This window comes from Methylobacterium sp. J-026, from assembly GCF_022829585.1.
Lineage (GTDB): Bacteria > Pseudomonadota > Alphaproteobacteria > Rhizobiales > Beijerinckiaceae > Methylobacterium.
This window is the reverse complement of sequence record NZ_JAKSYC010000193.1, coordinates 1-21,812: the sequence shown is the minus strand read 5'-3', so window position 1 is coordinate 21,812 and position 21,812 is coordinate 1. Positions and strand designations below refer to the sequence as shown.

Here is a 21,812-nt window from a genome sequence, read left to right as displayed (position 1 = left end):
CGAACCTAGAAAAATGGCATTTGCCCTGATGGGCTCCTCATTTTCGTGCGGCCAACCCATCCTGGAAGCGCAGCCAACCGAATACGACCGGCATGAACCAGGCTTTGCCGGAGACGAGCGGCACCCATCGCGGTGAACGGAAGTTTAGCGCTGAGCGTCCCGCCTGTTCGTTCAAGACCTGGAGCGCCGCCTTCTGCCCGGCCCATCGCGCCCACACCACGCCCGAGCCGCAGTAGCCCGCCGCGTAGCGGCGCCCGTTCTGCGCGAAGATCCGGGGGACCATATCGCGGTTCATGGCGACATTGCCGTACCAGCTGTGCTCGATCGCGACGCCGTCGAGTTGAGGGAAAATATCCGCGAGCGCGCGCCGCAGACTCGCGGTCGGCCACTCCGCATCGCCGGCGATCGTTCCGTCGCGGCCCCCGAACAAGATGCACGTCCCGTCGGGCGAGGGCCGGTAGTAGTAGTGGAGCTTGCGCGTCTCGGAATACATCATGCGGCTCGGCATTAATTCGCCCATGAGGTTGGCCGAGAGCGGCACCGTCGCGATGATGCGGCTGCGCACGGGCACGAGCCGGCTGCGCAGCCATCGGTCGAACCGGTCCGTGTAGCCGTTAGTGCCGACGATCACGTGGCCGACGCGGACTGCGCCCCGCGCGGTCAGGACCTCGTAGCGCCCGGCCTCCCCCCGGATGCCGAGAACGGCAGTCTCGCCGTGCACGACGGCGCCCGCGTCCCGGGCGAGGCGGAGCATCGCGGCGTGCAGCTTCGCGGGATGAAGGCCGCCGATGTCCATGCGGACGTTGCCGCCGTGGTAGAACGCCGAGCCGATGAAGCTGCGCTGCTCAGCCCGCGCGACCGGGTGGGCCTCGATGCCGAACGCGCCGCGCAGGTGATCGGCCTCCCGCGCCAGGCGCTCGTAGTCGGCCGCGCGGGAGGCACCCGCGAAGCGGCCGACGAGCTTGAAGTCGCAGTCGATCCCCTCCTCGGCGATGAACCGGTACAGGTCCTCGCGCGCCACCTTGGACTCGGCCACCAGGGCGCTCGCACGCTCGGCGCCGAACCGCCGCGTCAGCTCGGCGAGCGACGGGCGCAGGTTCCCGCTCGTGATGCCGCCGTTGCGGGACGAGGCGCCTTCGCCGGGCCTCTGCCGGTCGAAGACCTGAACGCTGCGGCCGGCCCGGGCCAGCGTCAGCGCCGCGGACAGCCCGGTATAGCCCGCGCCGACGATGACCACGTCGGCGGTGCCGCGCACGGGCAGAGGGTCCGAGGCGGCCAAGGGTGCCGCCCGCCACCAGTACGGCTCGTTCCTGATCATGGACGCTCTCTGCGACGGCCGGTGGGACGATGATCCGGGCCCTGGCGTGAGTATGCAAGCGCCGGGCTCGACCGCGGACCACCCGCGCAGCCCTCCGCGTGTGCGACACGTCGTAAATGCGGTCAGGATTGCCCGTGATTTTCGCTAGGCGAACAGTATTTCCCGCGCCTACACTCCGCTCCGAGGTGATGGGAGCGCGCGGTGCCGAAGCTGTCCACGACCCCGACGCGGCGCGGCCTCATGGTGGGTGGCGCGGCCTTGCTCGCCATGCCGGCCGTGATCACGAACCCCGCCCGGGCCACCACGCAACTGCGGGTGAGGACGCCCGGCGGCTCCTTCGACGAGATCAAGCGCAGGACCGTCTACGAGCCGTTCCTGAAGGAGACCGGCATCGAGATCGTGCCTGTCCCGAGCACGGTGGGCAAATTGCTCGCCATGTACAAGGCCGGGCAGGTCGAGATCGACTGCATCGACACCGGCAACGACGCCAACCTCATGCTGGAGGAGGCAGGCGCGCTCGTCCCGATCGACTACGGAGCGTTTCGGTATACGAAGCTCGAGGACATCGATCCGAGCTTGAAGCTCAGCCATCAGGTCGGCTCGTTCGTGTACGCGTTCGTGCTCTGCTACCGGACGGACGTGTTCAAGCCCGGCTCCGAGCCGAAATCCTGGGCCGAGTTCTGGGACACGCGGGCGTTTCCCGGACCGCGCACGCTGGCTGGCATCGAGTCCGGGGCCCCGAACCTCGAGATTGCGCTCCTCGCCGACGGCGTTGCGATTGACAAGGTCTACCCGGTCGACATCGAGCGCGCCCTCAAGTCCTTAAGCCGGATCAAGCCCAGCGTGCCCAAGTTCTGGGACACCGGCGCGCTGTCCGCGCAGATGATGGCCGACAAGGAGGCCGTGCTCGGCGTGCTCTGGAACACCCGCGCCCAGGCCTCGATCGACGGCGGCGCGCCGCTCGGCATCCAGTGGAACCAGAACCAAGTCCTGGTGCAGTCCTACGCCATACCCAAGGGGGCTAAGGCGCCAGAGGCCGCGCTCAAGTTCATCGACTACTCGATCAGCGAGGACGTGCAGAAGCGCTGGCTCGCCGAGTACAAGGCGATTCCGGCCAACACCAAGGTCTACCCGCACACATCGAAGCTCCTGCTCGATCCCGCGACCGGCACACCCTGGACCGTGTCGAAGGGTTTTAAGAACGACATCAACTGGTGGTCGGCCAACCGAACCAAAGTGAGCCGCGCTTGGTCAAACTGGGTGCTGTGATCGGACAGGACGCGACCGTGCCGGGCGCCGTCGGCCTCGCCCGCCCGTGCGAGCGCGCGGCGGCCGCCGTCACGGAACCGGCCGGTAAGGTGCTGGAGCTCCAGGGGCTGACCAAGATCTACGGCTCCGAGACCGTCGTGGACCGCTTTGAGACCCGCATCCAGGCGGGCGAGTTTTTCTCGCTGCTCGGCCCCTCCGGCTCGGGCAAGACCACGACCCTGATGATGGTCGCGGGGTTCGCGTCGATCGACGCCGGGCGCCTCCTGGTCGACGGAGTCGACCTCGCGGCCGTGCCCCCCGAGCGGCGCGGCTTCGGCATGGTCTTCCAGAACTATGCGATCTTCCCGCACATGGACGTGTTCGAGAACGTGGCGTTCCCGCTTCGCGCGCGTGGGATGCCGAAGTCGCTCGTGCGCGAGCGGGTCGCAGCAGCGCTCGACCTCGTCCGCCTCGGGCACCTGTCTGACCGCTACGCGCGCCAGCTCTCGGGCGGGCAGCAGCAGCGTGTGGCGATCGCCCGGGCGATCGTGTTCCAGCCGCCCGTCGTGCTCATGGACGAGCCCTTGGGCGCCCTCGACAAGAACCTCCGCTACGACCTGCAGGTCGAGATCAAGGAGATCCAGCGCCGGCTCGGCATGACCGTCCTCTACGTCACCCACGACCAGGAGGAGGCGATGAACCTATCCGATCGCGTGGCGATCATGAGCCGCGGCCGCGTCGAGCAGATCGGCGCGCCCCGCGACGTCTACGAGCGCCCGGCCAACGCCTTCACCGCCTGCTTCTTAGGCGAGGCAAACCTCCTGCCGGGCAGGATCGTGACGCCCGGCCCGGGCCGCGTCGCGTTCCAGCTGGAGGACGGCGCGGTGCTGCACGCGGACGAAGCGGCGACGCTCGCGGCGGGCGGCGAGGGTCAGCTGTTCGTGCGCCCGGAGAAGCTGACCCTGCACCCGTCGGCCGATCCGCCGCGAGAGGGGGTCAATCGCCTGAGCGGCACGGTGCGGCGCGCGTCCTTCCTCGGCAGCGTCGTGCGCTACGCGGTCGAGATGGGCAGCGGCGCGTTCGTGACCGCCGACGCCCCGAACGTAGCCGCGCATCACCACCCGGAGCTGGGCGAGCGCGTCGCCCTCGCGTGGTCGCCAGCCGACACGGTCATCCTGCCGCCGGACGCGGCGTGATGGGACGGGACCGGACGTGGCTCCTGCTCCTGCCCGCGCTCGGCCTGCTCACGCTGCTGTTCCTCGCGCCGCTCGCCTGGTTTCTGGCGCGGACCCTGTTCATCGAGACGGCGCCCGCCGAGGTGCCGGAGCTCTTCGTCGACGTCCTCACCGCGCGCTCCATGCAGGTCGCCGCGCTCACGACGCTCTGGGTCTCGGTCCTCGTCACGCTCGCGACGCTGGTGATCGGCTACCCGATCGCATTCTACCTGGCCAATCACCGCGGCTGGCGCGCCGCGCTCGTCGTGTTCTGCGTGATCGTGCCGTACTTCACCAGCGTGATCGTGCGGACCTACGCGCTGACCGTGGTGCTCGGCCGCAGCGGGCTCATCAACGAGCTCCTGGGCGCGTCGGGGCTCATCGGAGCGCCCCTCGCGCTTCTCTACAACACCTTTGGAATCGTGGTCGGCATGACCTACGTGCTGCTGCCCTACATGGTCCTGACGCTCTACGCGACCATGAAGGCGATCGACCCCAGCCTGCTGCGGGCCGGGCGCGCCCTCGGGGCGAGCCCGCTCTACCTGTTCCGGCGCGTCTATCTCCCGCTGTCGGTCCCGGGGATCGTGTCCGGCTCGCTCATCGTCCTCATCCTAGCGCTCGGCTTCTTCATCACGCCCGCCCTGATGGGTGGGCCCAGCGACGTCACCGTCGCGATGCTGATCGAGCGAGCGGTCGAGATCCTGATCGACTGGCCGAGCGCGGCCGTTATGTCGGTGGTGCTGCTCGTAGCGACGCTGATCCTCTTCGCGGTCTATGCCCGCGTGACGGATCTGCGCCGCATGATGGGTGCCTGAGCGTGCGCGCCGCGCTGCCGCTGTTCGTCGGATGCGCCTGCCTGCTCCTGATCCTGCCGATCGCCATCGTGGTGGTGCTGGGCTTCAGCGGCGGCACCCTCCTGCGCTTCCCGCCCGAATCCCTGTCGCTGCGCTGGTTTGCGGCGTTCCTCGGCGATCCGGCTTGGCGCGCCGCGCTCTCGTCCAGCCTCGCAATCGGCGGCGTGGCCTGCGTCGTCGCCACCGGGGTCGGGTTCCTGGCGGCCTACGCGCTCGTGCGCGGCGCGTTCCCGGCCAAGCGGCTGATCCTGGCCGTCGCGCTCCTGCCGATCGTCTCGCCGACCGTCGTCACGGCGATCGCCATGTACTACGCGTCCGCGCGCCTCGGGCTGGTCGGGAGCGTGATCTGGGTCGGTCTGTGCCACGCGGTGATTGCCTTCCCGGTCGTCCTGCTGATTCTGTTGTCGGCGCTGCAATCCGTCGACCTGCGCCTGGAGCAGGCGGCCCTGAGTCTGGGCGCAAGCCGCACCCGGACGCTGCGCACCGTCGTCGTGCCGCTCACAGCACCCGGCCTCGCCTCGGCCGCCCTGTTCGCGTTCCTGACATCCTTCGACGAGCTCGTCATCTCGCTCTTCCTCACCGACGCGGCCACGCAGACCCTGCCGGTGCGCATCTGGAACAGCCTGCACATGCAGGTGGAACCGACGGTGGCGGCAGTCAGCGCGTTCCTGATCGGCGTCACGGGCGTGATCCTGGGCGTCGACGCGCTCCTGCGCCGGCGCCGGGACGCCTGACCCATGCACGGGATCCCCCGGCTCCCACGATCCCGCCCGCATCGCACGGGCGACGCGCGCGGTCCGCGGTCGCCGCGGCGAGATCCGAGCGTGATCCCCTCGGCCGATCTCGGTCGGGCCACCGCCTATCCTCGGACGCCGGAGACGCCGCATGAGCGATGAGAACACCGCGATCGTCCTCGGCGCGGGCGTGGTCGGGCTATCGACCGCGCTCTACCTCCGGCGCGCCGGCCGGGACGTGACCGTGATCGATCCGCTGCCGCCGGGCGGCGGCGCCTCCTATGGCAACGCCGGCATGATCAGTGCCGACACGGCCTCGCCGATCGCGATGCCCGGCATGCTGCGCCAGGTGCCCGGGTGGCTCCGGGATAAGAAGGGTCCGCTGGTCGTCCACCCCACCTATCTCCCCACCGCGCTGCCTTGGCTGATACGCTGGATCAAGGAGGGGCGGATGGATCGCGTCCTCGCGATCTCGGACGCGCTGCGCGCCCTGCACAAGGACGCGTTCGCCTGCTGGCAGAATCTGATCGGACCGCAGGTGTTCGGCGAGCTCGTCCGGCGCACCGGCCAGATCCAGGTCTGGGACGGCGAGGGCGAGAGCGCGGGCGCGCGCGTCGAGCGGCAGATCCGCGAGCGGCACGGCATCGAGGCGCAGGTGCTCGGGGCCGACGACCTGCAGCAGATGGTGCCTGGCATCTCCCGCGCCGTGCGGCGCGCGCTCCTCGTGCCCGGCAACGGCTACACGATCAGCCCCGCCCGGCTCGTCGGGGCTCTAGCGGACCGGCTGCGCGGGGAGGGCGCCACGATCGTGGCCGAGCGGGCCCTGAAGCTCATCCCGCGCGAGGGCGGCGGCTTCACGGTCTGGACCAACGTCGCGAACCGGGCCGGCGCCGACGTCGTGGTCGCCGGCGGAGCGTGGTCGAAGGCGCTGCTCGACCCGCTCGGGGTGCGCGTGCCGCTCGAGACGGAGCGCGGCTACCACGCCATGCTGCCCACGCCCTCGATCGAACCGCGCTACACGATCAGCTACAAGTCGCGCGGCTTCGGGGTGACGCCGATGGAAGGGGGCCTGCGCGCGGCCGGCACGGTCGAATTCGCGGGCCTCGACGCCCCGCCGGACGAGACCCGCGCCCGGATCCTGGCCGAGCACGCGCGCGCGCTCTTCCCCGGCCTCACCCACGGGGAGCCGCAGCTGTGGCTCGGGTTCCGGCCCTCGCTCCCGGACACGCTGCCCGTGCTCGGTCCGGTCCCGCAGCGGCCCGGCCTGCACCTCGCGTTCGGCCACGGCCACTACGGCATGACGGCCGGCCCGCCGAGCGGGCGCTTGGTCGCCGCGCTCCTGGCACAGCGCGCTGCCCCGATCGATCCGTCACCCTACGCGGTTGATCGCTTCACATCCTGATCGCAGGCCAGGGGGCTCGCCTCGAAATGGACTGGGCGGCGGTGACGCTGACCGATCTAAAGCCAGAGCATCGGGCATGACGGAAGAGCCGCGCCTGCTCCGGCCGCAGCCCCCAATAAATCGCTGAGAACACCGCACACCCGATTAGGCGAGGACCGGCCGTAGCGCCTCAGCCATCCAGCAGGCGATCGCGGTCATCCGCGCGTCGGTACCGGGCTGACCCACAACTTGGATGCCCATCGGCAGGCCGCCCACGGCTGTGAGGGGGGCCGTCACTACAGGCGCGCCGAGCAGCGAACTCGGCGTGTTGAACACCGAGTCCCCCGTCGGGCGCTGCGAGAGCGGCTCGCCGGGACGGTCCCCCGACCAGGGCGGCGCTGGTCCGGGCGAGGCTGGCGCGATCAGAGCATCCACGGTGGGTGCCAGCGCCGCGTACACGGCGCGCACGCCCTCGCGCCGCCGCAGCAGATCCTGGTAGCCCTCGACGCCTAAGCGCTCCGCAATCGCGACCGTGGCCTTGGCCCGTTCGCTAACGCCGTCCGGATGCTGGGCTACAAGGTTGCGCATCGCCCAGTGGTTCTCCCAGGCCGTGATCGTGTTGGCCATCTCGCGCACACCGACGAGGGCGCGCTCGAAGCGCTCGATCGCGGGCTCTTTCGTGCGGCGCAGCACCGTGACGCCAGCGTCGGCCATCTGCGACACCACGGTTTCGAAGGCGCCCCGTGACGCGTCGTCGAGCGCCTCCCAGCCTTCGGTCTCCATTACCGCCACGGTTAGCGGCCGGTGTGGACGGGGCGGATCCGCGGGGCCCGCGAGCGGCGCGCCACCCGGATCGCCGCCGGCCCGGTGGGCGATCTCGATCGACACGCGCCACATGTCCTCCGCGCAGGTCGCGTGCACGCCGTGCGTGCTCATGCTGGTCGCCTGTCGCTCGCCGCGGTTGATCGCTCCCTGGGACGGCTTCAGGGCCCAGTTGCCGCAGTAACTCGCCGGCCGGATGATCGAGCCGCCGACCTGACTGCCGATCGCAGCCGGCACCATCCCCGCCGCGACCGCGGCGGCCGAGCCCGAGGACGAACCGCCCGGCGTGCGCGCCGGATCGAACGGGTTCGTCGTCGCCGGCGGGTGCGTGCCGCCGAGTTCGGCCGTGGTGGTCTTGCCGAGGACCACCGCCCCGGCCTCGCGCAGCGCCCAGACCGCAGCGTTGTCGCGTCGGGGAAAGTTGCCCGCGTAGGCCGCGCAGCCCATCTGGGTCGGCATGTCGCGCGTCTCGAGGAGGTCCTTAATCCCCATCGGCATACCGTCGATCGGCGAGAGTGGCCGCCCGACCCGCCAGCGCGCGCCGCTGGCGTCCGCGGCCTCCCGCGCCCCGGCCTCTCACGACCACGAAGGCCCGTACCACGGGCTCGCGCTCGGCGATCACTGCGAGGCAGCGCTCCAGGTAGGCTCGCGGGGAATCGGCGCCCGAGCGGAACGCCTCCGCGGCGGCGTCGAAGCCCGGGGTCCGGCGGTTCGGATCGTAGGGGGCCATCTCTGCTCCTCGGGTCAGTCGAGTTCCGGCAGCGGCGGATGCCGGTCTGCCCAGGGCATCGCCCGCTCGAAGGAGGCCGCGACCTGCAGCAGGCGGGCATCCTCGCCGACGCGTCCGACGAGCTGGATCGCGACCGGCAGTCCCGCTTCGTCGAACCCGCAGGGCAGGCTTACCGCCGGGTTGCCGGTGAGGTTGAACGGCATCGTGTACGGGTACCAGGCCGCGCGCAGGTTCGGCACGGCTCTCCCGTCGATCGTGATCGGCCCGAAGAAGTCCTGGTCGATCGGCAGGGCCGTGCGCGACAGGGTCGGCGTCGCCAGGATGTCGATATCCGAGAACCATGCCTGCACCTGCCGGTAGAGGGCGGTGCGCGCGAAGATCGCCGCGTAGAGCTCGGCCGCCGAGACGTCGCGCACCCGATCCATCTGCCGCACGAAGGTCGGGCACAGGATATCCCGGTGACGCGCGAGGTGGTGGCCGAACTGCGCCATGCGGTACGCGCCGTTGCTGACGAACCAGAGAGATTCCGGGTTCTCGAACGGAGCCTCGTGCCCACGCGTCTCGGCCCCGAGATCTGCCAGGGCGGCAACTGCCCGCTCGCAGGCGGTGAGGACGTCGGCCGCGACGTGCGCATTGCCCAGTCTCGGCCGCCAGCCAACCCGAACGCCGCGCAGGGCCTTCGTCCCCGGAGACAAAGCATCCAGCGCCGCACCGAAGCCCGGCTGCGGCCGGCCTGCGCTGAGCGGATCGCGGGAGTCGGGTCCGGACATCGCGTCGAGCATCAGCGCCGTATCCAGAACGGTGCGCGTCATCGGTGTTACGTAGGAGATGTTGCCGAAACAGTCCTGCGCGTACTCCTGCGGCACCACACCGAGCCCCTGCTTGAAGCCGACGACGCCGTTGCAGGCGGCAGGGATCCGGGTCGAGCCGCCGCCGTCGGTGGCGACGCCGAGCGCAGTCAGCCCCGCCGCCGCAGCGATGGCCGCCCCGCCGCTGGAGCCGCCCGACGTGCGGCCGGCGTCCCAGGCGTTGCGCGTACGCCCGAACAGGGGCGCCTGGGTCAGGCATTGCTGTCCGAATTCCGGCGTGGTGGTCTTACCGACGACGATCGCGCCGGATGCCTTCAGGCGAACCACGACCTCCGCGTCGGTCTCCGGCACGTGCTCGGCGAAGACGCGCGAGCCCCAGGTGGTGCGGATCCCGGCCGTTGGAACGAGATCCTTGATCGAGACCGGCAGGCCGTGCAGCGGCGCCAGCGGCTCTCCGCGCATCACCGCGGCCTCCGCCGCCCGGGCGCCGGCGAGCGCCTGCACCTCAGCGACGGTGATGAAGGCGTTCAGCACCGGCTGCGCCCGCGCGATGCGCGCGAGCGTCGCCGTCATGAGCTCCACTGGCGACAGCCGCCGCGTTCGGATCAGTGCGGCGAGTTCTGCCGCGGGCGTGTAGGCAAGGTCGTCCGCCATGATCCCGATACCCTCAAGCCCGCCGCACGTTCCAAAAGGTGCTGAACCCCTTCAGGATGCCGTTGAGGTCGCGCTTGGCCGCCGTGGCGTAGAAAGCTTGCCCCAGCGGCACGAAGGGCACCGCGTCCATCGCCCGTGCTTGGATGTCCCGGCAGATCGCCCGCTGCTGCGCGGGATCGCCGCTCGCCAGCCACTGCGCGCGCAGACCCTCCATCATCGCGTCGGTCGGCCAGCCGAACCACGCGCGCTCGCCGGTGCCGCGCAGCGCCAGGTAGCCCGCGGGGTCGAGGAGGTCCTGGCCGGAGAAGGTCGTAAAGAACGCGCTCCACCCGCCCTGCGCGACCGGTTCTTTCTTGGCGCGGCGCTGCACCACAGTGCCCCAGTCGGTGACCTGCGGGTCAACGCTCATGCCGATCTGGCGCATGAGGTCGGCCGCCACCTCGCCCAGGGCCTGGAGCTTGGGGCTGTCGGTCGAGATCAGCACAACCGCGCGCTCGCCCCGGTAGCCCGCCGCCTCCAGGGTGCGCTTGGCCTCCTCGACCGGCCGGGGACTCGCCAGGACGTCGAGACCGGCCACGCTCGCCATCGGCGTGCCGGGCGGGAAGACGCCGACCCCGTCGCGCCAGAGGGCGCGGTCCTCGCCCATCATCGCCAGCATGAAGTCTTCCTGGCGTACGGCCGTGAGGACGGCGCGGCGCACGCCCGGATTGTCGAAGGGCGGGTGCAGGTGGTTCACCCGCATCAAGGCGACGTTGCCGAGCGGATCGCCCTGGAAAACCTGCAGGTCGCGGCTGCGGCCCAGGACCGGCAGCAGGTCGGTCGGCGGGTTGTAAAACATGTCGACCTCGCCCGCGACGAGGGCATTGACGGCGGTGGCCGCGTCCGGCTGGACGAGCCACTCGACCCGATCGAAATGCACGATCTTCGGCCCGGCGGTGCCGCTCGGCGTCCCGGTCTCGCGCGGGCGGTAGCCCTCGAACCGCGTGTACACGGCGCGCGCGCCGACGACGCGCTCGTCCGCCTTGAAGCGGAAGGGACCGCTCCCGACGATCTCGGTGAGCTGGGTGAAGGCGTCGGTCCGCGCCAGCCGCTCGGGCATGATCGCAGGGTAGGGGGCGCCGTTGCGGGCCAGGGCATAGGGCAGGAGCGGGAAGGGCCGCTTGAGGCGGAAGCGGATGGTGCGGTCGTCGGGCGCCGCGAGTTCGTCGGTCGCGGCCATCAGCGCCCCGCCGAAGGCGTCACGGCGCGCCCAGCGCACGAGGCTCGGGACGCAGTCCCGGGCGAGTACGGCCGAGCCGTCGTGGAAGTTCAGTCCCGGCCGCAGGGTAAGTTCCCAGGTGAGGCCATCGTCCGAGACCGTGTGGCCGGCCAGCATCTGGGGCTGGGGCGTCAGCCGCTCGTCGAGGGCGAACAGCGTGTCGTAGACCATCGCCGCGTGGTCGCGGGTGACGTAGGCGGTGCTCCACGTGGGGTCTAGGACCGTGACGTCGGTGTAGGGCACGTATCGCAGGACGTGCGCGCCCTGCGCGGCGACGCGGCCCGGCCGTGCGATGCCCGCGGTGATGGCCGGGGCGGCTGCGAGCTGGAGGAAACGACGGCGATCCATCCTGCACCTCGTCGAGCACGCACGCGCCCGGCGCGCCGGTCAGCGTCCCACCCCAGGGCGCGCATGGCAAGCTGCATGCCGGCGCCTCGGTGCGTCCGTCAGGAACGGCCCGCCGGGGATCTGACGCCGTCAAGCTCTCGAAGGCAGGGCCTCGCCGCTCGTTTCCCGGCGGTCCGAGATGAGGACCGATGGAGGCAGCCGCTCGGCGCAGCCGATACCGAAAGGCGCGGTGCCCAGTCTTCGCGACCTTATCGAACGGAAAACCAGAATCCGTAATAATACGCGTCCAGGTCGCGGGTCCGTGCGATCATGGCGCGATCGCCGATTTCGGTACGAAGCTGAGGAGTGCTCGCTGCGGTTCGGCAGCCGCTCAGTACATCGCTGGGTCAGAGCTATCGCTTGGATGTGCCATGTTCTTGCTCATGGTCGCATCCATCGGGAAGTTGAGATTGATACCGCGCGGCGGGATCGGCTTGGTAAACCACTTTTCGTAGAGCGCCTTGCCCTCGGGGCTGGTGTAGAGCTTGGTTGTGGCAGCGTCGGCAACCTTCTTGAAGGCCGGATCGTCCTTGCGCACCATGATCCCGTAGGGCTCAGGCCGCGAGAGCGTGTCCGATGAAATCCGGTAGGCGCCCGGCTCCTTCGAAGACGCGATCAGGGAGGCGAGCAGCACGTCATCCATGACGTAGGCGGCGGCGCGGCCGTTCTCCACCATCAACCACGCCTCGCCATGGTCTTTTGCCTGCAGGACCGTCATACCGAGGTTTCTTGAGTTGTTGGCCTCAAGGGTCTGAATGATATTCGTCGAACCTGGGATCGATACGACGGTCTTGCCTTTCAGGTCATCAATCTTATCGATCTTGGCAGATTTCTTCGAAGCGAACCGCGTCGCCGTGAGAAAGTGAGTGTTCGTGAACCAAACCTGTTTCTGGCGCTCCGCATTGTTCGTAGTGGAGCCACATTCCAGATCAATCGTGCCGTTGGCCATCAAAGGAATGCGCGTCGAGGCGGTCACCGGCACAAGCTTGACCTTCAGTTCGGAAAGCTTCAGCTCGGCTTTGACCGCATCAGTGATCTTGTAACAGATGTCCATTGCAAACCCGACCGGCTTCTGATCGCCATCGAGATACGAGAATGGGATCGATGCATCCCTGTAACCAACAGCGATCTCGCCACTGTCTTTGACCTTCTTCAGCGTGCCGGTGAGTTCCTCGGCTTCGACGACATGAGATCCAAGCATAACGATCGTCGACACGATCAGCCAAGACATGCGGGACATGACGGTCCTCCAACTACACCGTGGGCTGCGTTATCGAGCAGCCCAAGCACCCGCGCGTGCGGCACGGGGTCAAGCGGATCACCCGGGGCAATTTTTGCGCCGCTCTCGGGATAGCGTGTAATACATCAGTACATCGGCACAGAGGCTGACACCCGATGCCAAACTTGGTCAGTGAAGGGCTCAGTCGCAGCGTCTCTTTAAGCTCGGGTGGCAAAGCTGCTCCGATTTCGCTCGGGCGGCCTTCCTAGGTCGCTAATTGCCACCGGTAAGAGCAGATCTCCCGAGAAAGAGCTCATCACCGCAATCATCCTATCTGTGTGATGTCGCGACGTATAGAGAGCGAAAGCGCTTGGCGTGCGCAGCAAGGCAACCCCTCTGCTGCGTGTCGAAACATTCAAGTCAAGAACGTCAACAAAGATCGCGCCGCTCGACCCCACAAGTCAGATCGATCTCAGTTCGAAACAGCGTAGTTCTGACCGATCAACATCCGTTGACCGGGGGGCCTGCGCCTCTAAGCCGATCGGCAACTTTCGGCTACAGCACGATGTATCGTCGCGACGTCAAGCTTGTCGTCGCAGGCTCATATTTTCCGAACAGCCGCGATGATCGCCTCGGCGGCTTTGTAGACTCCATCCGCGTCGACATCGAGATGCGTGACGGCCCGGAGTGTGCCGGCGTCAACCGGGTCTATGCCGATGCCGCGCTCGGCCAAGGCCCGCGACAGGGTCGTTGCGTCCAATACGTCGTCGATGAGGTCGAGGAAGACGATGTTCGTCTCCGGTGTCCGTACCCGGAGTTGCGGTACACCCGACAGGCACTCGGCCAACCGCCGCGCATTGTCATGGTCGATGGCCAGCCGCTCGACGTGATGGTCTAGCGCGTACAGGCCTGCCGCCGCGATCACGCCAGCCTGACGCATCGCGCCACCGAGGCGGAATTTCCACCGCCGAGCGGCCGCCACGAAGGCCTCGTCCCCCGCCAGGACCGCGCCGACCGGGCAGCCTAGCCCTTTCGAAAGGTCGAGCCAGAGGCTATCGCACAGTGCCCCGAACGCGTCTGCGGGCGTGCCGGTCGCGACGACAGCGTTGAGGATGCGCGCACCGTCCATGTGCACCTTCAGCCCGGCCTCCCACGCGGCGGCCGAGACTGCGGCTAGGGTCTCAAGCGTCCACACCGAACCGCCACCGCGATTGACCGTCTGCTCGACGTGGAGGAGGCGGCTGACAGGCACATTGATCTTTTCCGGGCGCAGCGCAGCCCGGACAGCCTCGGGCGTGAAGATACCGCGGTCGGAGCGGACCGACCGGATTTGGGTGCCTGCGATCGCGGCCGCGCCCGCGGACTCGGACGAGATGAGGTGCGAGATGTCGGCGGCGATGATCTCCTCGCCTGGCCGGCAGTGCACGAGGACTGAGACGAGGTTGCACATCGTACCCGATGGCAGGAACAGTGCGACCGGTTTGCCCAAGAGCGCGGCGGCGCGAGCGCAGAGTTCGTTGACGGTGGGGTCCTCGTGGAGTTGCTCATCGCCCACGGATGCCGCAGCCATAGCGGCCCGCATGCCGGCTGTGGGCCTTGTCTTGGTATCGCTGCGCAGATCGACGGCGAAGGAGATCATGCTCTAATGTGACTCGCTAAAGCCTGGGGTTCAGCGGCATCCGCGATCGCCACGGCATCAACTGATGACACATGCACAAACCGATCGACGAGTAAGACCGCGACTGTGTTGCCGAACACGTTTACAGTGGTGCGGCCCATATCCAGGAATACGTCGATTGCCGCGAGCACAGCCACAAATTCAATAGGCAAGCCGAGGGCGACAAGGACCGTGGTGGCTGCAACGAGCCCACCTCCCGAGACGTTGCCCATGCCCTTCGTCGAGATCAGTCCCGTCACGATGATGGTCAGCATCGCCGGTAGATCGAGCGGAATGCCGTGAGCTTCGACCACAAAGGCGGTAGCGAGCGAGATGTAGAGCGACGTGCCGTCTTGATTGAACGAGTAGCCGAGCGGGATCACGGTTGAGACGATTTTGTTCGGCACTCCGAACCGCTCCAAAATCTCCATGTGTATCGGCAGCGTCGTTTCTGACGAGCGCGTCGTGAAGGCTAGCAGCAGGGGCTCGGCGATCTTCTGGGTGACGCGGACGGGATTGTGGCCGATAGCGAATAGGACGAGCCACATCACCGCGATCACCAGCACCAGTCCGAGGTAGAGTGTCGCGATCAGCTTGCCCAGCGCGGTAATCATGCCGAGTCCCTGGCTCGCGAACAGCCATGCCATGACCGCGGCCACCGCGATGGGTGCGAGCGCAATGATCCAGCGGACCATCCGCATCATGGCGGCCTGTACGCCCTCGAGGACCGCGACCGCCCCGCTGCCGACCTCGCCGATAGAGGCGAGCGAGGCGCCAAACAGGATACCGAACAGAAGAACCTGTAGGATTTTCTGCTCAGCCATGGCGCTGACGATGTTCACTGGCACGAGGTCGACCAGGAACGACACTAGGTCGATCTTCAGCCCAGCGTTCGCTGGCACCTTGCCGGTAATCGAGAGATCGGCGCCGATGCCCGGATGCACGAGCGCGTTCATGAGCAGCCCGGCCAGGATGCAGATCCCAGTCGCGATGAAGAACCAGACGAAGGCGATGAGCACGATGCGCCCGAAAGCCGAAAGCTCCCGGCCCATGTTATAGATGCCGAGCGCGATCGACGAGAAGACTAGCGGGATGACGATCATCCGCAGCGCCTTGATGAACACTTGTCCAATCGGCAGCAGGGCCTTGCCGAGGTCTGGGAAAGCGAAGCCAATAACGCAACCGACGACCAAGCCCGTGAGCATCTGTAGCGACAAGGTCCGGTTGGCCCGGCTGCGAACCGCTCCGCCATCCGCCGGACTACGCGAAGCCATGCTCGCCATGATACTGCTCCTGTGCTGCCGGATGGGCATGGACGCCGCGCTTGGGCTGGAGATCTCCTCGGGTCTAGCCCGTCGCCGCCATCCTCGGAGCTGTGTTTTGACCGCGAACCCATTCACGGGCGAGCCGTTCGACGCGGTCGATGTCGCTCCGGTCGTTGTACAGCCCGAAGGAGAAGCGTAGCAGGTCCCGCCGGATGCTCAGCCGGACGCCGTTCGCCACCAAGTGTTCGTACAGCGCCGCCATGCTCAGGTCGGCGGCCGAGTCGTGATCGTACCCGAGCGCGGCGCCAACCGTGACGATGTGGCTGGCCCAGCGACCGGGCCGGCCGCCATAGACCGGCAGCCCGATCGCGAGCAGGCGATCGGCGAACTCACGCGCGAGCCCGAAGGCGTGGTCCTCGACCGCCTGCGGGGTCAGTTCGAGGATCAACTTGAGCGCCGGCATGACGGCAATGATGGCCGGGTAGTTGTAGTTGCCAACATCAAAGCGTCGCGCGCCCGGGGCGAGGCGACCCGAGATCGGGTCGCCGAGGCTCGCCTCGTGCCCCTCCTGCTCGACCCCGAAGCGCGACAGTAGGGCGGGCTGGAGTTGCTCGGCGACGCTGCGGCGGACGTAGAGGAAGCCCAGCCCGTACAAAGCCATGAGGCCCTTCTGCGTCGAGGCGGCCAGCACGTCGACGCCCCACGCCTCGACGTCCGTTGCGAGGACGCCGATTGACTGCGCCGCGTCGACCACGAGGTGAACGCCGCGCCGACGGCATTCCGCCCCGAGCTCCGCAACCGGAAAGCGGAAGCCCGGCGCGAAAGACACCGCGGATATCGCCACCGCTCGGCATCGCTCGTCCATGGCGGCCACGATGTCGTCTAAAGGTGCCATGCCGTCCTTCTGGCGGACGTTCTTGATAATGATCCCGTGCTTCCTGGCGAGACCGTACCAAGGATAGATGTTGGCTGGATGCTCGAGTTCCTCGCAGACGACCACGCTGTCCCCCGCCCGCCAGTCGAGCGCGGCCCCGAACGCGGCGATGCCATCCGTCACGTTCCGGGTGAAGGCGACCTCGTCCGAGTGGCTGCCGATCAGCGCCGCAAAGTGGTCACGGCATTCCTCGACCGCGGTGAACAGGCCCTTCTTATCGACCGTGCCCTCGGCCATATCGTTGAGGTGCTGATCGAGCGCTCGCCGGCCGCCGTCGTAAAAGAGCGCGCGCGCGGACATGTCGAGGAACGGTCCGGCCCGTGTGCCGGGGAAGTGCTCCCGGGCTGCCGCGAAGCGGTCTGCGCTGGGCGCCATCAGATGATCTCCTGCCTCTTCACTCGAACATTGGCAGAGGATGACGCCACTTGGCCGCTGCGCAAGATGTGCGTTAGGTTCCTGCGCTATGAGCAAAGCTAATAGCGCCGCTTTTGCGGGCATACCGTTGGCGAAGCTGCGCGTTTTCGATGCGGCGGCGCGGCACGCGAATCTAGTGCGGGCAGCAGCCGAACTCGGTATGACCCAGGGGGCGGTCAGCCACCACGTGAAGGCGCTCGAGGACGCTCTTGGGACGGCGCTCTTCCACCGCGGACCGCGCGGTGTGACGCTGACCGAGGCCGGGGACCTTCTGGCGGACTACGTTCGGCGCGCGTTTGACGAACTCGCCGCGGGCCTTGAACGGATCGGCCAGCCGCGGCGGCGTACGACGCTCGTCGTCGCGGCGCCGCGCAGCTTCGCGCTCCGCGTGCTCGTCGGGCGGCTAGGCGGCTTCCTACGCGCGCATCCGTGGATCGACTTCCGCTTGGACACGCACCGATACTACGCAGACCTCAACCATTCCCCAGGGGATATCGCCATCCGAGCCGGAGACGGATCTTGGAAGGACCTTGCGGTTGAGCGGCTCACCCACGAAACCTTGTTCCCGGTCTGCACCCCGGCCCTCTGCGACGGCGCACCGCCGAGCGCAGCGTTCCTTCGCGCGAACCTTCTGCTGCACTACGCTGAACGTCCGACCTGGCCCGCTTGGCTCCACGCTGCGGGTTACGATGCTTCGCTAGGCACGGTGGGTCCGAGTTTCAGCGAGACGGCGCTGGTGCTCGCGGCTGCGGAGCAGGGGCAGGGGATAGCGATCGGCCGTCGCTCGCTGGTCGCCGACGCCCTCGCTGCGGGGACGCTCGTGCGCCCTTTCGAGGTCGAGCACGATGACGGCGTTGGGTATTTTCTGGTGGCACGCAAGACCGACCTGAACCGCACCATGGCTCGCGTCTTCTCGGATTGGCTCCTCGGCGAGATGATAACCTTCGGCGGCGCACGAGCGCCGCCGCAGTCCACCTGAATGTCCGGCCACGCCACAGGGGCTGGTAGGAAGGCGGTAGAGCGTCACTTGCTTTCCACATACGCAGCATAATACCTCGACGAAGAGCAATGGATCGCCAGAACGCTCCGCGTCCCGATCCGACGCCGGTCGCTCGCGAACCTCTTTGCGAAATTGCCACGGCCTCAATGCAGCGCTTCGTGATTGTTGGTAGACTGGACAGTGCGGCCACTGCTCAGAACCATCTCGACAGAGGCTTCGCTTAGGTTCGCGCGGCCTGATGTACCTGGCCACCGACAATGTCTGCATTTTACGTCACTCATCCGAAACCCGTCGGACAGCTTTCGGCCAGCTTTGGTCGCGTTGGCCAGCGCCTCTGAACGGCTGGGTTGGGTGGTTTCCCGCCCGTCCGCTTCTGGGTGACGGATGCATCGAAGCGGACATCGTCTGCCCTCCCTCGCAGCGAGAGGGCATGTCACGGGCGCTTGTCTCCGCCAAATTTCAGTTCATCGATGTGATAAGCCATCAGCGGTGCCAGTCGCGCGATGTGTGGCTGCCACCGTGCCCGCAGCGCGAGATACGTCTCGGCGCCTGACCCGTCGGGCGTCGCCTCGATCCCCACCGACGAGAGCTGCCTGACGGCTTCCGCGAAGCGCGTGCGCCATGCCTCGCTCTCGGCCCTGCTGACGTCGGCCGACGTCGGCAGGTCTCCGCGCGCGAATGTCGTTTCGAGCGTGACCACGAGCAGCATGGCAACACGCCAAATCGCGTCGACGGCGGCGGCCTCTTTCAGCCATGCCGCCTGACGGTCTCCGATCCCGCTGCGGATCAGCGACACCGTGTCGAGGGCGACGAAGGCCTGTGCCGAGACCGAATAGAAGGGCTGGCGAAAGCGGAAGTAGAACAGGACGGGATAGAAGTGATGTGCCTCCTTCATCGCGGACATGGACGCCGCCAGGTCGGCCAGGTGGGTATAGCCCGAACTAAATTGCCCCTGCGGCCCGAGCCGCGCCAGGAACTCGGCCGCATCGGCGCTCTCGCCCGTCAGGAGATGCAGCTTCAGCCCGAGGGCGTTGCGCTGCCGGAGTGCGCTGTAGACCTGCATCACGTAGGTCAGAACCAGGGACGTCGCCGACATGCCGACGAGCGAGTTCACGAGATAGAGGACGCGGTAGCTGTCGGTGCTCGGCTTGAAGTCGCCGGACCCCACGATCGCAATGCTGCTGCCGCCCGCGTAGAGGGCGGTCATGAAGTCGGTCGGCGTCGCGCCGCCGCTCGCCCGAACCGCCACGCCGAGCGAGGGGTGGATGATCAGGCCGGCCCCGAGAGTCAGCCCCAGGGCCCAGAGCAGGACGTAGACGATGAGGATGACCGGGCCGCAGAAGGACAGCACGGCGCCCCGGTTCCGTCCGGCCGCATTGGCGGTGGAGCGGAAGATAGCCCAGGTGAGATGAGCGACCCTGTCCGCGATCAGGCCGGTCCCGATGCGCGCGTAGAGGACCGTCAGGAAGATGTCGGCGAGGACGATGCCCATGACGAGCACGCCCGATGCTTGTTCGAGGACGGGCGGGATCTGACCGGCCATCGTTCCGGCCTCAGGCGTTGATTAGGGTCCAGGGACGCATCGCCTCCGGGCCGATGATGTCGAGCGGCGGTTTGAAGTCGCCTGCCGCGCCCCGCATCGCTTCGGCGCGACGGCGGAAGCCGCTGCGGCGGCGATAATCGCGTCGGACCTTCTCGGACGGAGCGAGGGGGGCTTCCGATAGACTCCGTGCACAGATCAGGTCGAGCGCGGTGACGCCCGCCAAAGCCGCGAGGGCGACCAGCACGTTGCCCTTGTGCGGGTTGTGGCCCTCAAGCCCGGGCAGCACCGTGGCGATATCGAGCGCGTCCCCGGCCACGCGTGCCGAGATCCACGGGGTTGGATCGCTCGCGCTCAGGATCCCGACCCCCTGCAGGATCTCGCGCATGCCGTAGGCTCGGATGACCGGTGCCGAGCGCGGCATCCCAAGCCAGCGCGCGATGGCGCCGCCGCACGCCACCTCGGTAAGCCCGAGGCCGACCGAGAACCAACCCAATCCTTGGGCAAGTTCCCTCGTTGCGGGATCCGGCCTGCGGCGTGGGTCGGAAACGAGATAGCTCGGCAACTCGGAACGATCATGAGCGCCGCTCCGACGGCGTAGAGACGTTGGCTCGGACATGCTGACTTCCTCGCTGCAGCAGGGAGGGCGAAGTGGGTAGGCCCGCCGTAGCTCGACGGGCCACGGGACCGCTCAGGGTCTGAGCACCACCTTGATGCAGTTGTCCTTCTTGTCGCGGAACGTCTTGTACATCTCGGGCCCTTCTTCGAGCCCAGCCCGATGGGTGATGACGAAGGAAGGGTCGATCTGCCCTTCGTCGATGCGCTTGACGAGGTCGTCGGTCCAACGGTTCACGTGGGTCTGGCCAGTGCGGACGGTCAGTCCCTTGTTCATGAGGGCACCCATCGGCACCTTGTCGATGAACCCGCCATAGACGCCCGGGATCGAGAGGATGCCGGCGGGACGGCAGACATAGATCATCTCGCGCAGCACCGAAGCGCGATCGCTCTCCAACATCACCGCCTGCTTGACGCGGTCGTAGGCGTGTTCGAGCGCGCGTGGCGAATGCGCCTCCATGCCGACGGCATCGATGCACTTTTCCGGGCCCTTGCCGCCCGTGAGTTCGTTCAGGCGCTCGACCGTGCTCTCCGTGCTGTTGTCGATGGAGATGGCACCGCCGGCGCGCGCCATCTCCAGGCGCTCGGGTACGCTGTCGATGCAGACCACCTGCTTGGCCCCGAGCAGGAGCGCCGAGCGCAGCGTCATCTGACCGACGGGCCCGGCCCCCCAGACCGCGACCGTATCGGTCGGCTGGATATCGGCCTGCACCGCCGCCTGCCAGCCGGTGGGGAAAATGTCGCCGAGGAACAGGACCTGCTCGTCGCTCAGGTTCTCCGGCACTTTGATCTGCGTCTTGTCGGCGAACGGCACGCGGACGTACTCGGCTTGACCGCCTGGATAGCCGCCGGTGAGATGGGTGTACCCGAACAAGCCCGCGGTGGTGTGGCCGAAGGCTTTGTCCGCGATGTCCTTGTTGCGGTTCGAGCGTTCGCAGACGGAGAAGTAGCCGCGCTTGCACTGGTCGCACTCGCCGCAGATGATCGTGAAAGGCACGACGATGCGCTCCCCTTTCTTGAGAGCGCCTTTGACGCCTTTGCCCGTCTCGACAACTTCACCCATGAACTCGTGGCCCATGACGTCGCCCTTCTCCATGCCGGGCATGAAGTGGTCGTAGAGGTGGAGATCCGAGCCGCAGATCGCGCAGGCCGTGACCTTGATGATGGCGTCGCGATCATCCTCGATCTTGGGGTCCGGGACCGTGTCGCAGCGAATGTCCGCAGTGCCGTGCCAAACCAGCGCCCTCATGGTTCATCTCCTGATATGTGCGAAGTTTTTCATCCCCAGAATTTTAGATCTTCTTGTCGAAATGAGCCTCAACCTAAAATGTTTCATGGCTGGTTCGAAAATAGTTTGATCCTGGTGACATCCATCCTGACGTGTCACCTGGACCATGATGGACTTCTGCGATGAATTTCGGGAGTTTTACGAGTTGAAGGCAACCAAGTTTTGCATAGCTATTTTGTCATCAAGTGTGTTGTCGTTGATACTGTTTCATATATCGAAGGAATGTATTCTGTTGGACCGAGCGGGCTCGGACGATGTCTGCATCGGCGCATGCTTGGACCATGGCTGCTTTTTGGAAGCGAAGACCGCTGTTCAGGTGGCCAAGTTGGATCGTACTCGGAACGTCTGCCTCTCGGCGACGAGCCCAGGGCTGTATCCCCCGACGCGGCCCGGTAAATGCCTTATCGATCCATAGTCCGATATCCTGAGGTGGCTCTCCGGGACTGCCGTTCGAGAGTGCCAAACGTCGTC

General features: G+C 67.3%; 18 protein-coding genes. 6 read left to right on the top strand and 12 right to left on the bottom strand.

Annotated elements, in window-relative coordinates; genetic code table 11:
• Positions 1-37 precede the first annotated feature (37 nt).
• Positions 38-1,318 (bottom strand): NAD(P)/FAD-dependent oxidoreductase, encoded by a 1,281-nt coding sequence (locus MKK69_RS18020; RefSeq protein ID WP_243970043.1) that lies wholly within the window; start codon positions 1,316-1,318, stop codon positions 38-40.
• Positions 1,319-1,519: 201 nt separating this feature from the next.
• On the opposite strand from MKK69_RS18020, the gene MKK69_RS18015 reads away from it, so the two are divergent.
• The 5 genes from MKK69_RS18015 to MKK69_RS17995 all read left to right on the top strand — a co-directional run bounded on the left by MKK69_RS18015 (position 1,520) and on the right by MKK69_RS17995 (position 6,770).
• Entirely contained in the window at positions 1,520-2,587 is a 1,068-nt protein-coding gene (locus MKK69_RS18015) for an ABC transporter substrate-binding protein (RefSeq protein ID WP_243970041.1), read from the top strand.
• Positions 2,566-3,762 (top strand): ABC transporter ATP-binding protein, encoded by a 1,197-nt coding sequence (locus MKK69_RS18010; protein ID WP_243970039.1) that lies wholly within the window; start codon positions 2,566-2,568, stop codon positions 3,760-3,762. The genes MKK69_RS18015 and MKK69_RS18010 overlap by 22 nt, the downstream gene beginning before the upstream one ends.
• Positions 3,762-4,595, top strand: a complete 834-nt coding sequence (locus MKK69_RS18005) for an ABC transporter permease (protein WP_243970037.1) — start codon at positions 3,762-3,764, stop codon at positions 4,593-4,595. Before MKK69_RS18010 ends, MKK69_RS18005 begins: the two co-directional genes overlap by 1 nt.
• A gap of 2 nt (positions 4,596-4,597) precedes the next feature.
• Positions 4,598-5,368 carry an ABC transporter permease gene (locus tag MKK69_RS18000; RefSeq protein WP_243970035.1) on the top strand — a complete coding sequence of 257 codons (771 nt, stop codon included), beginning with the start codon at positions 4,598-4,600 and terminating at the stop codon, positions 5,366-5,368.
• Between the two features lie 151 nt (positions 5,369-5,519).
• Positions 5,520-6,770, top strand: a complete 1,251-nt coding sequence (locus MKK69_RS17995) for an NAD(P)/FAD-dependent oxidoreductase (protein ID WP_243970033.1) — start codon at positions 5,520-5,522, stop codon at positions 6,768-6,770.
• 144 nt (positions 6,771-6,914) lie between these two features.
• Here the strand turns inward: MKK69_RS17995 and MKK69_RS17990 are convergent, their stop codons facing one another.
• From MKK69_RS17990 to MKK69_RS17955, 8 genes are all read right to left on the bottom strand, one after another.
• Positions 6,915-8,078, bottom strand: a complete 1,164-nt coding sequence (locus MKK69_RS17990) for an amidase family protein (protein WP_243970058.1) — start codon at positions 8,076-8,078, stop codon at positions 6,915-6,917.
• Complete coding sequence (locus tag MKK69_RS17985) at positions 8,053-8,301, bottom strand: hypothetical protein (protein ID WP_243970031.1); 249 nt, start codon at positions 8,299-8,301, stop codon at positions 8,053-8,055. The genes MKK69_RS17990 and MKK69_RS17985 overlap by 26 nt, the downstream gene beginning before the upstream one ends.
• Before the next feature lie 14 nt (positions 8,302-8,315).
• Positions 8,316-9,764 carry an amidase gene (locus tag MKK69_RS17980; RefSeq protein WP_243970029.1) on the bottom strand — a complete coding sequence of 483 codons (1,449 nt, stop codon included), beginning with the start codon at positions 9,762-9,764 and terminating at the stop codon, positions 8,316-8,318.
• A gap of 13 nt (positions 9,765-9,777) precedes the next feature.
• The gene (locus MKK69_RS17975; protein WP_243970027.1) at positions 9,778-11,370 is read right to left on the bottom strand and encodes an ABC transporter substrate-binding protein; all 1,593 of its coding nucleotides are present in this window, start codon (positions 11,368-11,370) and stop codon (positions 9,778-9,780) included.
• 370 nt (positions 11,371-11,740) lie between these two features.
• A complete protein-coding gene (locus tag MKK69_RS17970) occupies positions 11,741-12,640 on the bottom strand; it encodes an amino acid ABC transporter substrate-binding protein (RefSeq protein WP_243970056.1) in 900 nt (299 codons plus the stop codon).
• A gap of 589 nt (positions 12,641-13,229) precedes the next feature.
• Complete coding sequence (locus MKK69_RS17965) at positions 13,230-14,267, bottom strand: threonine aldolase family protein (RefSeq protein ID WP_243970025.1); 1,038 nt, start codon at positions 14,265-14,267, stop codon at positions 13,230-13,232.
• Entirely contained in the window at positions 14,264-15,568 is a 1,305-nt protein-coding gene (locus MKK69_RS17960; protein WP_243970023.1) for a dicarboxylate/amino acid:cation symporter, read from the bottom strand. Before MKK69_RS17960 ends, MKK69_RS17965 begins: the two co-directional genes overlap by 4 nt.
• A gap of 64 nt (positions 15,569-15,632) precedes the next feature.
• On the bottom strand, positions 15,633-16,859 hold the full coding sequence (locus MKK69_RS17955; RefSeq protein WP_243970021.1) for an aminotransferase class V-fold PLP-dependent enzyme: 1,227 nt from the start codon (positions 16,857-16,859) through the stop codon (positions 15,633-15,635).
• Positions 16,860-16,947: 88 nt separating this feature from the next.
• Between MKK69_RS17955 and MKK69_RS17950 the strand changes: the two genes are divergently transcribed.
• Positions 16,948-17,877 (top strand): LysR substrate-binding domain-containing protein, encoded by a 930-nt coding sequence (locus MKK69_RS17950; RefSeq protein WP_243970019.1) that lies wholly within the window; start codon positions 16,948-16,950, stop codon positions 17,875-17,877.
• A gap of 454 nt (positions 17,878-18,331) precedes the next feature.
• Here MKK69_RS17950 and MKK69_RS17945 read toward each other — a convergent pair whose 3' ends face one another.
• The 3 genes from MKK69_RS17945 to MKK69_RS17935 all read right to left on the bottom strand — a co-directional run bounded on the left by MKK69_RS17945 (position 18,332) and on the right by MKK69_RS17935 (position 21,302).
• Positions 18,332-19,441, bottom strand: a complete 1,110-nt coding sequence (locus MKK69_RS17945; protein ID WP_243970018.1) for a two pore domain potassium channel family protein — start codon at positions 19,439-19,441, stop codon at positions 18,332-18,334.
• A 10-nt stretch (positions 19,442-19,451) separates the two neighbouring features.
• Positions 19,452-20,057, bottom strand: a complete 606-nt coding sequence (locus MKK69_RS17940) for a cyclase dehydrase (RefSeq protein WP_243970016.1) — start codon at positions 20,055-20,057, stop codon at positions 19,452-19,454.
• A 72-nt stretch (positions 20,058-20,129) separates the two neighbouring features.
• Positions 20,130-21,302 (bottom strand): zinc-dependent alcohol dehydrogenase, encoded by a 1,173-nt coding sequence (locus tag MKK69_RS17935; protein ID WP_243970014.1) that lies wholly within the window; start codon positions 21,300-21,302, stop codon positions 20,130-20,132.
• Between the last annotated feature and the right edge of the window lie 510 nt (positions 21,303-21,812).

Excerpts from the sequence above, each read along its gene's own strand:
- MKK69_RS18020 (WP_243970043.1), bottom strand. The coding sequence starts at position 1,318 with ATGATCAGGAACGAGCCGTACTGGTGGCGGGCGGCACCCTTGGCCGCC.
- MKK69_RS17975 (WP_243970027.1), bottom strand. The coding sequence starts at position 11,370 with ATGGATCGCCGTCGTTTCCTCCAGCTCGCAGCCGCCCCGGCCATCACC.
- MKK69_RS17940 (WP_243970016.1), bottom strand. The coding sequence starts at position 20,057 with ATGTCCGAGCCAACGTCTCTACGCCGTCGGAGCGGCGCTCATGATCGT.
- MKK69_RS17965 (WP_243970025.1), bottom strand. The coding sequence starts at position 14,267 with ATGATCTCCTTCGCCGTCGATCTGCGCAGCGATACCAAGACAAGGCCC.
- MKK69_RS17945 (WP_243970018.1), bottom strand. The coding sequence starts at position 19,441 with ATGGCCGGTCAGATCCCGCCCGTCCTCGAACAAGCATCGGGCGTGCTC.
- MKK69_RS17980 (WP_243970029.1), bottom strand. The coding sequence starts at position 9,764 with ATGGCGGACGACCTTGCCTACACGCCCGCGGCAGAACTCGCCGCACTG.
- MKK69_RS17950 (WP_243970019.1), top strand. The coding sequence starts at position 16,948 with ATGAGCAAAGCTAATAGCGCCGCTTTTGCGGGCATACCGTTGGCGAAG.
- MKK69_RS17985 (WP_243970031.1), bottom strand. The coding sequence starts at position 8,301 with ATGGCCCCCTACGATCCGAACCGCCGGACCCCGGGCTTCGACGCCGCC.
- MKK69_RS17935 (WP_243970014.1), bottom strand. The coding sequence starts at position 21,302 with ATGAGGGCGCTGGTTTGGCACGGCACTGCGGACATTCGCTGCGACACG.
- MKK69_RS17970 (WP_243970056.1), bottom strand. The coding sequence starts at position 12,640 with ATGTCTTGGCTGATCGTGTCGACGATCGTTATGCTTGGATCTCATGTC.
- MKK69_RS17960 (WP_243970023.1), bottom strand. The coding sequence starts at position 15,568 with ATGGCGAGCATGGCTTCGCGTAGTCCGGCGGATGGCGGAGCGGTTCGC.
- MKK69_RS17955 (WP_243970021.1), bottom strand. The coding sequence starts at position 16,859 with ATGGCGCCCAGCGCAGACCGCTTCGCGGCAGCCCGGGAGCACTTCCCC.
- MKK69_RS18005 (WP_243970037.1), top strand. The coding sequence starts at position 3,762 with ATGGGACGGGACCGGACGTGGCTCCTGCTCCTGCCCGCGCTCGGCCTG.
- MKK69_RS17995 (WP_243970033.1), top strand. The coding sequence starts at position 5,520 with ATGAGCGATGAGAACACCGCGATCGTCCTCGGCGCGGGCGTGGTCGGG.